General features: G+C 60.7%; 11 protein-coding genes. 4 read left to right on the top strand and 7 right to left on the bottom strand.

Annotation, left to right across the window (positions count from 1 at the left end; translation table 11 throughout):
• Positions 1 to 33 precede the first annotated feature (33 nt).
• Positions 34 to 519, top strand: a complete 486-nt coding sequence (locus JNL55_RS34935) for a 2,4'-dihydroxyacetophenone dioxygenase family protein (RefSeq protein WP_293865870.1) — start codon at positions 34 to 36, stop codon at positions 517 to 519.
• On the opposite strand, the gene JNL55_RS34930 is transcribed toward JNL55_RS34935, so the two are convergent.
• The 5 genes from JNL55_RS34930 to JNL55_RS34910 form a co-directional block, all read right to left on the bottom strand.
• Positions 492 to 2,585, bottom strand: a complete 2,094-nt coding sequence (locus tag JNL55_RS34930) for an Atxe2 family lasso peptide isopeptidase (RefSeq protein WP_293865867.1) — start codon at positions 2,583 to 2,585, stop codon at positions 492 to 494. The genes JNL55_RS34935 and JNL55_RS34930 overlap by 28 nt on opposite strands.
• A gap of 12 nt (positions 2,586 to 2,597) precedes the next feature.
• Positions 2,598 to 4,811, bottom strand: coding sequence for a prolyl oligopeptidase family serine peptidase (locus tag JNL55_RS34925; RefSeq protein ID WP_293865864.1), 2,214 nt, complete (start codon positions 4,809 to 4,811; stop codon positions 2,598 to 2,600).
• 27 nt (positions 4,812 to 4,838) lie between these two features.
• On the bottom strand, positions 4,839 to 7,859 hold the full coding sequence (locus JNL55_RS34920; RefSeq protein WP_293865861.1) for a TonB-dependent receptor: 3,021 nt from the start codon (positions 7,857 to 7,859) through the stop codon (positions 4,839 to 4,841).
• A gap of 121 nt (positions 7,860 to 7,980) precedes the next feature.
• The gene (locus JNL55_RS34915; RefSeq protein ID WP_293865858.1) at positions 7,981 to 9,021 is read right to left on the bottom strand and encodes a FecR family protein; all 1,041 of its coding nucleotides are present in this window, start codon (positions 9,019 to 9,021) and stop codon (positions 7,981 to 7,983) included.
• A 7-nt stretch (positions 9,022 to 9,028) separates the two neighbouring features.
• Complete coding sequence (locus tag JNL55_RS34910; RefSeq protein ID WP_293865855.1) at positions 9,029 to 9,526, bottom strand: RNA polymerase sigma factor; 498 nt, start codon at positions 9,524 to 9,526, stop codon at positions 9,029 to 9,031.
• A gap of 216 nt (positions 9,527 to 9,742) precedes the next feature.
• Between JNL55_RS34910 and JNL55_RS34905 the strand changes: the two genes are divergently transcribed.
• The 3 genes from JNL55_RS34905 (at position 9,743) to JNL55_RS34895 (ending at position 11,233) form a co-directional block, all read left to right on the top strand.
• A complete protein-coding gene (locus JNL55_RS34905; protein ID WP_293865852.1) occupies positions 9,743 to 10,435 on the top strand; it encodes a helix-turn-helix domain-containing protein in 693 nt (230 codons plus the stop codon).
• Positions 10,422 to 10,802 (top strand): DUF6036 family nucleotidyltransferase, encoded by a 381-nt coding sequence (locus JNL55_RS34900; RefSeq protein WP_293865849.1) that lies wholly within the window; start codon positions 10,422 to 10,424, stop codon positions 10,800 to 10,802. Before JNL55_RS34905 ends, JNL55_RS34900 begins: the two co-directional genes overlap by 14 nt.
• A 167-nt stretch (positions 10,803 to 10,969) precedes the next feature.
• Complete coding sequence (locus tag JNL55_RS34895; RefSeq protein ID WP_293865846.1) at positions 10,970 to 11,233, top strand: hypothetical protein; 264 nt, start codon at positions 10,970 to 10,972, stop codon at positions 11,231 to 11,233.
• Here JNL55_RS34895 and JNL55_RS34890 read toward each other — a convergent pair.
• Together JNL55_RS34890 and JNL55_RS34885 are read right to left on the bottom strand one after the other, a co-directional pair.
• The gene (locus JNL55_RS34890) at positions 11,227 to 12,750 is read right to left on the bottom strand and encodes a serine hydrolase domain-containing protein (protein ID WP_293865843.1); all 1,524 of its coding nucleotides are present in this window, start codon (positions 12,748 to 12,750) and stop codon (positions 11,227 to 11,229) included. The genes JNL55_RS34895 and JNL55_RS34890 overlap by 7 nt on opposite strands.
• Before the next feature lie 10 nt (positions 12,751 to 12,760).
• Positions 12,761 to 15,005: TonB-dependent siderophore receptor (locus tag JNL55_RS34885; RefSeq protein ID WP_293865840.1), on the bottom strand; the 2,245-nt coding region annotated here is incomplete at its 5' end.

Raw genomic sequence — 15,005 nt, 5'->3', positions numbered from 1 at the left:
TCCGCCGCACAACACTTTGAGCGGGGGATTGGCATGTCGAGCGTATCCATCAAGCGCAGCGGGACCAGCTCGGTCCAGGCGACGGCAACTCATAAATCAGCTTTCTTCAACCCCAGCACCCTGCCGTGGGCCGACTGGGTCATGCCCGGCACCTGGTTCAAGCTGCTGAACGTGAACCCGACCACCGGCGGCTTCTCGATGCTGCTGAAGGTGTCACCGGACAACGCAGCCGCCGTGCATGGCCACCTGGGCGCAGTGGAAGGCTTCCTGCTCGAAGGTGGCTTCAGCTACGGCGAAGATCGCGGTCGGGTCGGCGACTACGTTTACGAAGGCGCCGGCATTCGCCACGAACCGACCACCCACCCAGACGGCATGATCATGTTCGCGGTCGTGCACGGCCCGTTAGCGGGCTATCACGATGACGGCGCTGTCGCCGCCGTCGTCGATGCACGATTGATGTACGACCTTGCCGTTGCAGCCAACGCGGCGGATCACATCGAGAAGCCGTCGCACTGGTGAGCTTCGCCATGGGCAGCGCAGACTCGGCGCAACGCTCTCCAGCGCCGATACTGCTCGACCTTGTCCGCCGCCGGATCCTCCTTGTCGCTGAGCCAGAAGTTGAACCAATCGATGCTGCGCTCAGCGACGGCGAGCTTGTGTTGTGGCTGCCATTTGATGTGGTACTCGCCCGGAAACACATACGCCTCCACCGGCTTGCCCGCATCCTTCAGCGCCACGTAGTTCGGTAAGCTCATGATCATTTCGCTGTCCGCCACCTGGATCAACAGCGGCGCGCTGACTTTGTTCGCATTGAACGCCAGCGCCATCGGCTTCCAGCGCTCCATCAGTTCCTCGGTGTTTTTCGCCTGGAGCATCGAGTAAAGAAAGTCTCGCATCCAAGAATTCACTGACGTGTGATAGATGTACGGCGACCAGCTGCCGCTATGAGCCGTGGCAGCGAAGCGATTGGAATTGAACAGGGCGAACTCCACTGTCTCAGCACCGTCGCTCAGCCCGGTGAGCCCCACCCGTGATGGGTCGATGATGCCTCGCTCAGCCAACTGATCGATGATCGTCTCCAGCGCAGTCAGCGCGGATTTACGCTCGTACCCATCCTCCCATTCTTTGGCCTCGGACTTGCCGGTCTGCTTGGGATCGAACTTCTTCATGGCTTGCCAATCATTGGGCCGATCGAAACTGAGCACGGCAAAGCCGGCGGCCGCCATCGGATAAATCGGGTATTCCTCACCGACGCCGCCGCGCAGGAAGCCTTTCGAGCGGTACTGCACGATCACCAGCGGATAACGCTTGCCCTTCTGATAATCCGTGGGCAGCACCAGATGACCGAACGTCGGATTACCAAAGGCATCGTGCCATTGCAGCTTCTCGACGCTGCCCAGCTGAAATTCGGCGAGCTGCGGGTTTGGATCGAACACCGTCTTCACTTGACCATCGCGCAATGAAATGGCCACGACCTTGCGCGATGTCGTCGATGTTTCGTGCAAGCAAACCGCCTGGCTGGCGCGCACATCGCACGAATCGATCACGCCGTCGATGTGATAGATCCGCCGCACCTTGCGTGAGCCCGGGCGCCACGCCGACAAGGTCAGCTCGCTGTAAGCATGACCTTCACGATGCAACAGAATGACGTCATCGCCGTGCCACCAGAACGACTTCAATTGGCCGTGACATTCCGGCGCGCCACACCGCTTGCCATCGGCGAACAACGTCAGGTCCGCGCCGAAGCCGGGATTCTCGACCGGCGTTTCGTTCTCGAACCAGCCGACGTGTTTACCCGAAGCATCCGGCGTGATCTTCTGAATGACGCGCTCAGCGCTGACGCCGGCTGGACGTGCCGTAGCTTGCGTCGCCGTGCCGTCGTCGAGCCGCTCCTGCTTGCTTGCGACATCCACCACCCACGCCGTCGGCGTGCACTTCTGCGATTCGGGCTGTGGAATCGCCCAAGCATCTTCAGTGCACGGAAACCATAACGGCACCTTGCTGTCATCGGGCACGAATCGATCGTCCAGCAGCCAACCCTTATCGCCTTCTTCTTGGTCTCTACGCGCCATCATGGCGCGATCGCGCGCCACCGTGAATTCGATGGCTCGCCCGTCGTCACTCCACTTGAAGTCCAGCACGTCGGCCGCGTTGTGCGTGACTTGTTCCTGGAGCGAACCATCAGCACGACTACGCCACACTTGCGCATGACCCTGATCCTTGCGCCGATACGCGATCCACTGACCATCGGGAGACCACTTCGCCACGGCACTGGCACGCGAGCCGTTGATGCGCCCCATTGGGCTGGGATTCAGTAACAACTCACCACCCTCGCCCACTTGAAGCGTCGTGCCATCGCGAACTGACGCAATGACCCAGTCGAGCTTGTAAGTCCGTGCGGCGAAATCAGGCTGTTGAACCTGCATCGCCACCGACTGCCCATCGGGCGACAACGCCAACCCGCCGGAGTAGCCACCGATGTCCTTCATCGACAGCAAATCGGCGGAGGTGAACGGCCGCTTGTCGCCGGCCGCTGCGAATCCCGCGTGACTGGCGAGTAACGCGCCAAGAAACAGAGTCTTCATCGAATGCATGCTTTAGCTCCCAGAACGCTGGCCGGCTGCGCGCCATTCGTTAGCCATGGCGTCCCACCTTGCGTATTGATCGAGTTTGTCCGGCGAGGCGTCGCGCTTGCCGAGCAACCAATAGTTGAACCAGTCGAGACTGCGATTCATGGCTGCCGCGCGTCGTTGCGGATGCCAGAAGATGTGCGCCTCCTCCGGAAAGAACACGAACTCGTTCGGCACCTTCGCCTCACGCAACATCATGTGCAGCTCCAGCCCGAACATGGCTGAACGCGCCGCGGACTGTTGCAGGAGTGCTCCGGAGAACTGCTCGGCTCGAAACACTGCCGAGTGTTTTCGATAGTTGTCGACAGCACGCGCGTCGTATGGAGAGCCGCCAAACATGCCTCGATACAAACCCACGATGTTGTCCGAGCCGGTGAACCAAAAGCCGCCCGGCCCCCAGCCGCCGGCATCGCCGTTGGCGCCCGCTTTGAACGTTTTCGATTGGCTCAACGCGTACTCGACCATCTCGCAGCCACGGCTGTAGCCAGCGATGCCGGCCTGCGTCGCATCGGCAATGCCTGCGTCAACCGCCCATTGCACGGCTGCTTCGAGCCCTTCGAGCGGCTCGATGTGTTTATAGAACTGCATGGCCTCGACGTCGGCATTGCCATCGGTGTGCAAGAACTTGTCGCGCGATTGTCGGGTTCGCGCGTTGGTGATCGGATCGTTGACCGACAGCACCACGTAACCCGACTCCGCGAACACTTGCACCGGCGCTTCCGCCTGGAAGCCGAAGTAAGCAAAACGATTGCGTGCATCGCCACCATGCGTGACGACCATGACCGGATATCTCTTGCCGCTCACGAAATTTCGTGGATACGTGACGTAGCCGTCGCTGACGCCACCCGACTTGCCGGTCCATTCACGACGCTCGCTTCGCAGCGGCTCGATCTCATCCAGCGCAGCGTTCGGTCGCGCAATGGTTGTCATCTCGCCGCGATCCGGCACGATGGCCACGAGCTCTTGCGGCTCGGTGAGCGACTCCCGCACGCATGTGCCATAAGCAAGGTCTTGGCTGAACGTGCAATTGGAAAGGTGATCCCTGCGCTTCGCCCATGCCGCGTTCGCCGGAACCTCGGGGAATAGCATCAGGCCGTTATGGTCGCGATAGAACACGCCGAGCACGGCACGATTGCCCTTGGCACTCCAGGAGGAGCCGAAACTGCCGCCCAGCCGCAAGTATTCGACGGTCCCGTGATCTTTCAGCACCTTGCCCGCCAGATCCAACTGCACCAACCGTCGGCCCTTGCCCTCGTCGCGCACGGTAAGAAAGCTATTGCCGTCCGGAAGCGCTGAGGCATACATCGCTTCCAGCGCTCCGGCATTGGCAGCTCGCTGCGACTTGCCACTCGCGATGTCGACGCTCATACGCAGGAACTCGCGTCGGCCGTCTTTAGTGCTGTCCGAGTCGGAATATTGCAATCGTTTGCCGTCGCCGGACCACGAGACTGAATCGCGAGAGAAGCGTAGGAAGTCGTCCATCGCGCCCGCAGGCACATGAGTCAACAATCGGTCCTGATTCGGCTGCCACAAGCGCAGCTCGGTGCCGGCCATCGCAGGCAGGTCCTTGTGGAATTGCAAACTGCTCATGGTTGCCGAGTTGTAGACCACACCCGCATTGGCCACCGCATGCTTCTCGGCAGGCGATCGAAGGCGCAACCGCGAGTACCACAACGCCGAGCCATCGGGTGACCAGCCGTAAGAAACAACGCCGGTCTGACGCGTTTCGTCGTGGGATGTTTGTAACAGGCCGCCGAAACCACCGACCGCGCCGGTCTGCTCGGTCACCACCACCGGACGCACACCGCCCTGCTCGTCCAACTCGTACAGCTGGACGCCTTGACCCAGATCGGCACGCACGGTCCACCGGTCACTGTTGGGCCGTGCGGCGACGTCATCCAGATAGTCCGCTTCGAACATTTTTCGCGGAGCGGCGCTGCCATCCGCTGCGACCACGTACAAGCTGAAACGAACTTTGCCTTGGTCCACCGAGCCGCGTTTGAAAACAAACGCGACTCGCCGGCGCTGCTCATCGAGTGCGGTGCTGGTGATGTGCCCAGTCTCGACGATGTCGCGCACTGTCCAGCCCCGCTGGTCGGCGGCACTGCTGGAATCGACGGTCGCTAGCGCCCCGCAAGACAAAATCAGGGCGCAGCGAACCAACGCAGCCAGAGTCTGCATGGATAGTCCTCCTAAGAAAGCGGCGGGTTAGAGCTTCAGCCCGGCCTGCAAATAGATGAATCGGCCGCGAATGTCGTATTGGGTCGGGTCGTAACCCACCGTGCCGCGGTTATAGGAATAGTCGGGCAGCCGATTGAACAGGTTCACCGCGCCCAACGTCACATAGGACTGTTCCAGCACCGAGCCGGTCCAACCCAGCGCCTTGCCCAACTGCAACTTGGCGTTGAAGTCGAACACCGTGAAGTCGCCGAGTTTGCGCTTCGACGGTGCGTAGTCCTCATACTCACCGACATAGCGCGCTGCCAGCGTCGTCTGCAGTGCCGAGGTATTCCAGCCGAGCGACGCCGTCGCCTTCCAGTTGGGAGCGAAGAAGCTGGCGGTAGCCTTGCCAGCGCGATCTGCGACCGGCACACCAGGGATCAGCGCCGTGTCGTACTTATAGGTATAGGAACCGGACACAGCGGGCACAAACTCACCGAACCGTGTGCGCAGACGCCAGCTCGCACCGGTGTCCACACCCGCCAGATCGAATGTTCCGAAGTTCAAATAGATGTTACGGAACTCCTGGATGCGACCCGGATAGCCGTTGGCGATGTCCTGCGCCGTCGGCTGCGCGCGAATCACATAGCCAGGAAACAATTCTTCGTTGGCGATGACGACATTGGTGCTCAACAAGGTCGAGTAGTTTTCGATCTTGGTGGTCCAATGAGTTGCCAGGAACTGGAAGCCCGGCACCGAGGCCGGCGTGAACACGAAACCGGCGCTGGTCGAATAGCCGGTCATCGCATCCAGGTCGGGATTGCCGCCGGTGAGATAGGTGGCGGCATAGGCCTCGTTGCCGCGACGGCTATCCGTCAGCGTCGATTGGGTCGAGACCGCCGGCGAGAACAACTGATACAACCGTGGCGGTTTGTACGCTTCGCTGTACGCCGCGCGCAGCAGCCACGACTCATGCGGCCGCACTTCGATACCGAACTGCGTCGAGAACTCGCTACCGAAGTCGCTGTAATCGTCGAAGCGAACCGCGCCGGTCAGGGCCACTCTGGCATCGTTGCCACCTTCTCCCGGGCCGATCAGCGGCACACGCACTTCGCTGAAGAGCGCGTAGTTGTCACGGTCACCACTGAACGTGGTGATGTAGTAGTTGTAATAAAGGTCGCTACGCTCAGCCTCGACACCGAAGGAAGCTTCCACCGCACCGGCGCCGAAGTCGAACAGCGGGCCACTGATGAACCCGGTCACCGACGACAGCTCCGACGTGAGCTCATTGACCAGTGTCATCAAGCCATAAGGTTCCAGCTCTGCCAACGTCCAGAAGCGATCCGAGAACACGTTGAGCGCGGTGGCTGGATCGGAAGAGGCCAGCGCGGTCGTGATTCTGGCATCCGCGTTGGGGTCGAAGACCGGCCCTTCGTTGGTCGTATCCTTACCGCGCGTGTAAGTCCCGGCCACTTCCCAACGCCAGGCGCCTACGTTGCCGCGTGCGCCGAGTGCAGCTCGCGAGTACTCCTGCTTCAGGCAGTAACAGAAGCGCTCCTTGGTGCGAAACACGTGGTCGACACCCAAATCCACGCCGAACGGATTGAACGCATTTGAAGCCGGCACTCGATACGCTTGATGGATGAAGATCGGATAGTCCATCTCCTCCGACTGATAGCGTGAGTACAGCGCTTCGCCGAACAGCTCGATATTGGGCGTGAGATCGAACGTGCCGTACAACAGCCCGCTGGCGGTCTCGCTGGCAGGAATCACCGAGGAATAGCGATAGAAGCCGGTGTCCCGCTGCAACGTTCCGGCGGTGGCTGCGAAGTCTGCGACCGTCAAACCGATGCCGTCGGTGCCCACTGGAATCGCCGCGTAGCGCGAGTTCAAGCCTGGCAGATTGGAACCGTCGCGCGTAAACACATTACCCGGCATGCCATACGTCACCGAGTACACGTGACCGCCGTAGCGCGAGTAGTCGGTGTTCGCGGTGATCGCTCGATCCGAACCCCACAACACGGAGTTGGTGACGTACGAGCCCATGAACGAGAACGAGCCTCGCGAGAACGACTTGCCGATAGTGAAGCTGGTTTGTTTTTCGTCGTAGCTGTCGGCGCTGCCGTAGCGCGCGTTGACTTCGGCGCCGTCGAAATCCTTCTTGAGAATGATGTTGACCACGCCAGCGAGCGCATCGCCGCCGTAGATGGCCGACGATCCGGACGGCAACAACTCGATGCGCTCCACGGCAGAAAGCGGCAACACGTTCAGATTGGTGATACCGCTGCTCGCTTGAAACGGCGTGCCTGCCAGACGCCGACCGTTGAGCAACACCAGCGCTGTACCCGATGGCAAACCTCGCAGTTGCACGGTTGAGCTGGCGCGGCTCGCTTGAAACGGCGCGGTGGTCGACTGCACCGACACTTCCGGCATTTGATTCAGCGCCTGCGCCACACTGGTCGCGCCACTGCTGTCGATTTCTGCTCTAGACAGAATCTTCACCGGCACCGGCTGCTGGCGCGGAGTCGCGAGACGCGAGCCAGTGACCACCAGCTCTTCCACTTCGCTGTAACGCGCCTCGCCCGCGTCGCTCTTGGCGCTGCTGGCGTTCTGTTTGGCAGTGGCAGAGAACTCCGCCTGCGCCAGACGCAGGCGCTGCCACACTGTCGTGGGCTGAACAGCAGGCTGATCGTCACCCACGCTCAGCGGCATCACTGACATCTGCTCGGGCAACATGCCGGTGCTCGGCAACTGAATGCGTTCCGCGGCCGGCACGATGGTGATGGTCTTGTCATCGACCTTGCGATGAGTCAGTCCCGTCCCTTGTAACAGCTGCGTCAGCGCCTCTTCAGGCGTGAGTTCGCCGCTGATGCCCGTGGTGCTCAAGCCCCGCACGAACTCGGGACGATAAACGATTTGAAAATCCCGATCCTTGGCCAACGTCTGCAACGCCGGCCCCAAGCCCTGCGCCGGAATGTGAGTCGACTTACGAATTGCTGCTTGCACATCGGAGGCCAACGACAGCCCCACCGAAGAAACCACCATCGCCGCGACAATAGCTGCACGCATGAACACTACTCCCCTGCCTCTGCCGAGGCTTGTTGTGATTGCCATCGCAGTCGATGGCAGATTCATAGCGCCCATAGAACGGACGCCGGGGAAAAGTGGATACCGGAATTTTTCAGCGCACTCATTCACGGCGCGAAATGCGGATCTCCGTATCCGTTTCCTGCACTAGGAAATCCGCCTGTTGTTGCAGAAAGTTCAGCAACGAGGCCGGCTCCGTGGAAGAAAACACACCGCTGATCAGGAATCCCTCCAACTCAGCGTCGCGGATCACCAGCTGCCGCAAGTTATATCGATTGAATTCGTGCGCTACCTCGGCGAGCGTGGCGGAATCGAATACCAGTTGTCGCTGCGTCCACGCGGTGGCGGCGGCAACGTTAGCGGCGGCGGGATGATTGATGCGATCCGCCACCACGATGACTTGCTGGCCCGCGCCGAGCGCGCTGACCGAATCGTTACTGCGCTCGACCGCGCCGGCCGCGCCTGTCTGCACTTCAACTTTACCTTCGAGCACGGTGACCACCGTGCCGCTGGGTCTGCGATATACATCGAACTGAGTGCCGACAGCCCGCACGCGCGTGTGATCGCTACTCACGATGAAGGGTCGCTGCGGATTCTTGGCCACTTGGAACATGCCCTGGCCTTCGAGCAGTTCGACCAGGCGTTCGCGCTCGGAGAAACGGATGCGAATCCGCGAGCGTGCATTGAGCTCCACGCGTGAGCCATCGCTCAAGGTCAGCAGCCTTTGTTCGCCGATGCCGGTGGTGTACGTCAGCGCGCTATTACTCTGCCACCAGGTGATGGCAGTCGCGACGCAGACGATGGCCACGCACGCAGCGATTCGTTGAGGCCAGCCAAAACTTCGGGCCTTGCGCGAATTGACTGTCGCTTCGGCAGTGGGCTCAGCAGCGCCCCGGCCCTCCAACGTCACGACATTGCTGTCTTGCTCGGCGGTAGCGAGCAACGCTGCGACATCGAGTCTGCGCTGTGAGTCCACCGACGCAGCATCGGTCCAAACGGTGGAGAGTTCGAGATAAGCGCGCACATGCTCAGGCGACTTCGAAATCCACGCCGCGAACTCCGAACGCTCCGCCGCGTCACCGCCACCATCGCGCAGGGTCACGAGCCACTCGGCCGCCTCCTCCAGGATTTTTGGATCGCTCATGAGTCCCCTAACCCTTGCGCTCTCGTTCCAAGCGGCGCTGACAATGCACCAGCGCGCGAGCGAGGTATTTTTTTGCCATGGCGCGAGACACGCCCAGCTGCTCGCCGATTTCGTCCAACGTGTAACCGTCCCGTCGATGCAGCAGCAAAGCCGCCTGCGCTTTGGCCGGCAGCTTTTCCATCGCTTGCTCCAGATCCTGCACGCGCTGCTGACGCTCGACCTGCTCGGCCGGATCGTGCTCGGCCACTGTGTGCAGCTCGGTGAAAATCTCGCCGAGATCGACCACCACCGGCGCGGCACTTTGCCGCAGTGTGTGCTCGTTCAGCAGATGGCTCGCGACGGTGAACAGATAGGCTTCGGGATTTCGGATCAGCTCGTGCTTATCGAGCCGCAGCAGGCGCAGGTACACCTCCTGCGCCAGATCCGGCGCATCACCGGCGTTACGCAACCGAGCCGCAAGAAAACGCTGCAGCCGTCGGCCGTATTGAACGGCAACGTCAGCCACGAACGATTTTCTACGGTCGTTATTCTGCAAACCCCACCCGCCCCGACCGCGCCCTCGGCGGTCCGGGAACAGTAGAGCAGTCCACTTCGAAAAGTGGCTACCTTTATTTTTGAGGGTGCCGGCTTGCCGGCTGTTTGCCAACCGATTCAGTCACTTGGCCACGGCGGGGACTGGGCATGATTTGCAGTATTACAACATTTGCAATATTGTTGGGGCATGACCCATGATCGGCTCAAGGCGGGGCGACTCAAAGCCGGGCTGACACAACAGCAGGCCGCGGCGGCTTTGGGTGTGTCGCAGTCCTATTTGTCCCAGCTGGAAATGGGCCAACGGCCCGTGACGGCCGAACTGGCGCGCGCCGCCACTGCGCTCTACCGCCTTCCTGCCACAGCTTTGCCCATGCCAGAGCCGCCGACCGAAGGGCACGTCGCAGACGCCGGGCAACTTGCCCGCCAACTCTCGGGGCTGGGCTATCCCGCGTTTTCACATCTGCGTCCTCGCAAGGCGAATCCGGCGGCCGTGGTTTTGGAAGCGCTGCTTCAGAACGATCTTGAAACGCGACTCGCGGAAGCTCTGCCTTGGGTACTGTTGACGTATTCCGACTTGGACTGGGCGTGGCTGGTTCGCCATGGGAAATTGCACGATGTGCAGAATCGCCTGGGCTTTCTAGTGGCGATAGCGAAGGGGCTGGCCGCTGACAGACCAGAGTTCGCAGCTGCGTTCAATCAACTCTCCACCATCGAGCAACGGCTCGAGCATGCACGCCTGGCCCGCGAGGACACGCTTTGTCGTGAATCCATGCCAGCTGCTGAACGCTGCTGGCTCAAGACGCATCGCTCAGCGCTTGCACGACACTGGAACCTGCTCACTGGCTTGACTGCCGATCAGTTGTCCTATGCCCGCGGATGACGTCGAAAGCCTGGCAGGGCTGGGCTCGCCACTGCATCGCAAGTACCGTCTGTATATGCAGCACGTCACGATTGCGACACCGCCAGCCGAATACGCAAGTCGGCTGGTTCGAATGTTCCCGTCGGCACCTTGGCAGCGACTGAGCCTCTTCGGTCTGAATGCCACCGACATTGCATTGTCGAAACTGGAGCGCAACTCTGAGCGGGATCGAGAAGACTTCCTGCGTCTCGCCCGAGCCGGCCATATCGATCGTCAGGTTCTGAAAGACAGATACTTCGAAGAACTCCAGCCCTACTTGCTCAGTAGAGTCCCGTGGCACGACAAAACATTGGAGTTGTGGCTTGAAATGGCTTGGCCTAGCGCCTAGGCCCACGCTCACTGCGGACTCATGCCTAAGGAAAGCCCCTAAGCGAAGCGCTGTAACAGTCCGGTAATTGCTGCTCGCAAGGAATCAATCAAATGCGCCCTGCCGGATTTTTCGGCGAGGAACGGCCCACTACAGTGGCAGCCTGAAATCACCCTTGCAGAGCTGTCATGAACTCACGTTTGTTTCTGTTTTCCGCCATTGTTGCTGTCACGTCGGGCTTGAGCGTCTCGAGCGCAGCCCAGTCGAGTGAAACTGCGCCTGAAGTTAAGTTGGGCGATCACCCGGCAGTGGTCGTGGCCAGAACTGCGCGCCGCATTGATCCGAACACCTTCATCGTTGCGCATCCGGCGCGTTTGCAGTTGCTCTCGGCGTCGCCGAGTGAGAAGCAGGCAACGGCAGCGGTAGCGCCAACCAGCGCCGTCGGTCAGTAAGACGCGCTAGTGAGAGCGTGCGCGGGAGTCGTATCAATCCTGCGCACCTCAACCCAATGAGCGAGGGCTGCCGGTCCGCGGCGGCCTTCGACGTGGATGGCGGTCGCCGTGCCATTCAACGCAGCACCACGAAGGTGCAACGACACAGAGATGCGGTAGCGATAGCGATCCGTGTCGGCGGTGCCGATGCGTCCCAGGAACTCACCGCTGAATGAGTTGCCGTCGCAATTGGGACGATTGAGCAGGGTCGGCAGTTGATCGCCGAGCCGGACCTGGACCTCATCCGCCGATACGAAGCGCAATTCCAGGGATCGATCGCCCTCGTAAGTCGCAAGCGTGCCCTGCCAGACACCGCTCAGCGTCGAGGCCATCGAGCAAACACTCTCCGCCTTCGCAACGACTGGCTTCTTTGCAGGCGGATTCGAGTGCAACAGCGTGGACAGAATCATTTCAGGAATGTCGCCGCGCATGCCTCGTTTGTTCGCCAACACCACCACGGCGATGTTCTGATCCGGCAGCAACACCATAATGGTCGACGCGCCGTCCATGCCGCCGGAGTGATGAACCCAGCGGCGACCGGCGACTGTCGAGACTTCGAAGCCCACGCCGTAGCCAAAGTCAGCGCCGCGCTCGGCAGTTCGCCGATGCATCTCATCGAGCGATGCATCGCTCAGGATCGCTTTCTGGTCCGACCGATGGGTCTTCAGATGAAACAACCCGAAGCGCAGCACGTCGTGAACGCTGGAATAGATTCCGGAAGCACCAGCATGATTGGCGCTGAAGAACGGCAGCGGCAGATCGTCGCTGCCGTAGCGAGCGGCGACGAATTCTTGCAGCGACGGCGCGATGTCCACTGAGCTGCGTGTCATGCCCAACGGCAAGAACACTTCCTGCCGCATGTAGTCGGCGAAGCTCATCCCGGACGTACGCTCGATGATGCCGTTGAGCAGGCCGGTGCCGAGATTGGTGTAGGTAAACCGTTCCGCCGGCGGCGTGACGATGTTGCCGTAGTGAAGAATCGTCTCATCGAGCGACGGCTGCTGGTAAGGCTCGTCCGCGTAGAAGAACTGCCAATGCATGGGCAAGCCGGCGGTGTGATTCGCCACACGACGCACCGTCGCCTGATTCACATCACCAACGCGAGCACGCAGCTTGGCGGCGCCAAGATAATCGTTGATGGGCCGATCCAGATCGATCTTGCCCGCTTGCACCAATGTCATCAGTGCCGTGCCCGTCATGGGCTTGGATACTGAGGCCAACGAGTAGATCGTGTTCACGGTGGCAGGAATGCGCCGCTCACGATCCGCCCAGCCGAACGCTTCTTCCCAAACGATCTTGCCGTCCTGCGCGACCGCCACCGCGTACGATGGAATGTTTTGTTCCTGCATGCCGTCGCGAATCGCCTGGCGAATCGATTCAAAGCGATCGCCGGCAGACGCGCCGGCGATCGCACTCCAAAGCAGCGAGCAAGCGCTCACCGCCGCCAGTACGTGGCGGCGTCCCAATACAATGCTCATGAACAGTGCCTCAGAACTTTGCCCGCATGGTCACAGTGAGATTGCGGGGTTCGCCGTACCAGTTGCCGTAGCCGCTGACACCGACGGTGGAGTAGTAAGTCTTGTCGAACAAGTTACTGGCGTTGAGCGCCAGCGACAGCTGCTCATTGATCTTGTAATCGGCGAACAAGCTCCACAGCGAATAGCCGCCCTGCCGGAACTCATAAGGCACGAACACCCCGAGCGGATTGCCGTTCTGATCGAAGGCTGCAACCGAGCCGCTGGCGTAGTTGTCGCTCTGTAACGTGACGCCACCGCCGACCCGAAGCTTGTTCTGAGTATGCGGCACCAAGTAAGTGCCGAATGACTTGAACAGGTGACGTGGTGTGCGCGAGTGCGCGCGGCCGGTTCCTTCCAACTTATCCTGGTTGTCGTTATAGGTGTAGCCGGCCGTGAGCGTCAGGCCGTGAAACAACTCGCTGGTGATTTCAGCATCGATACCTTGGCTGACCACTTCGCCGTCGTCGAGATAACAACAACTGGCACCGAGCTGCCCGACCGCGCTGGGCGGATACGTCAGATCCTGAACAGCTTCGCCTTTGCGCTCGATGCGATACAAGGCTGCGTTGAACGTCACAGCTCCACCAGCCGCATCACCTTTGATGCCGACTTCATAGTTTCGGCCGGCAATCGGATCCAGCGGCGAGCCTGGCAGCGGGCCTTTCAAGCTGCTGGACTGCGAGCTGTAGGTTTCACCGAGGCTGGTGTACAGCGACCAGCGGTCGTTCAAGTCGTAGACGATGCCGCCGTAGGGCGTGAACACATTGCTGTCTTCGTAGCGATTGACGCTGGCGGTATTGAAAACCAGATTGGTGAACACCGATTCGAATTTATACTTGCTGACCCGCCCGCCGATCATCACACGCAACGGATCGAGCACCTGAAAGCGCACCATGCCGTAGATGCCGGACTGAGTGATCTCGGGTACGTACGACGAGCTAGGCGGCGGAAAACTGCCGGGCCGCGCGTAAGAACGCGGGTCATATGTGTACACGTTTCCCATCGCATACGTCGCGCCGGTCGCGGACTGATTCAACGATTCGATGCCGGCCTGCTGCCAGTTCGCACCGATCACGATGGTGTGCTCACGGCCGAACAATTCCACTGGGCCATTGATGGCCAGATCCACCGACTTCTGCTCGACTTCACCCAGCTGTCGGCTCGGCAGCGCCGAACCACCGGCATTGGTCGCCGGGTCGATGGCGAAAAAATAGTTCACACCCGAGCGATCTTCGTCCTGAGTCAAATAATGCAAATCCAACTTCAGCGACCAAGTGCCCAGGCCCTGCTCGAGGCCGGCGAAACCGGTCTTCACGGTCGAGTCGTAGTAACTCCATGCCGGCGACAGATAGGTATCGCGCGGCAAATGCAAATCGGCGCCTGATGAATAACGCGGCAGACCGTAAGCGAAGTACGGCAGATCTTGATCTTCGTAGCTACCGCCGAGCGTCAACAGCGTGCTCGGCGTCAACTGCGCGTCGACGATAGCATAGACCAGAGCCTTGCTACCATCACGCGCGCCGTCGAAGAAATAACCTTGCTCAGTGAACGAAGTCACCATGCGGCCACGCAGCTTGCCGTCGAAAGCCAGTGGGCTGGAGAGATCTAGCTGACCTTGATAGGTGTCCCAACGCCCCGCCGACAGGCTCGCCTGCGCTTGCGGCTGCGAGGTCGGGCGCTTACGAACCATGTTGACTCGACCGCCAGGTTCACCGGCGCCGGAGAACAAACCATCCGCACCACGCAACACTTCGACGCGCTCGAACTGCGCCATGTCCGGCAACACGTTGCCGTAACCGAGGCTGCGATCCAGCGATGCGCCGCCGTCGAGCTGCAGATTGGTGATATTGAAACCGCGCGAGTAGAAGTTTGCGAACAGCGAGCTCGAGCGCTGGGTCGTAATGCCGGTGGTTGCTTCCAACGCGTCGGCCAGCGACTCCAGATTCTGATCTTCGATGCGCTTGCGACTCAGCACCGACACCGACTGCGGCACTTCACGCGGCGACTCGCCCGCCTTTCCCATCCACAGCGCCGAGCCAGTCACGACGATCTGTTCCCACGACTCCACATCAGCCGCATCGCTGCCGACTGATTGAGACGTGCGGTTCAGTGCGGGCGCAATCACCATCGCACCGCTGGGCGAGGTCTGCACTTGCAGATCCGTGCCCTTCAACAAAATCCCAATGGCTTCCTGCGGCGAGAGCGTGCCTTTGACA

The sequence above is a fragment of the Steroidobacter sp. genome, assembly GCF_016790065.1.
Lineage (GTDB): Bacteria > Pseudomonadota > Gammaproteobacteria > Steroidobacterales > Steroidobacteraceae > Steroidobacter.
This window is presented reverse-complemented; position numbering and strand designations above follow the sequence as displayed.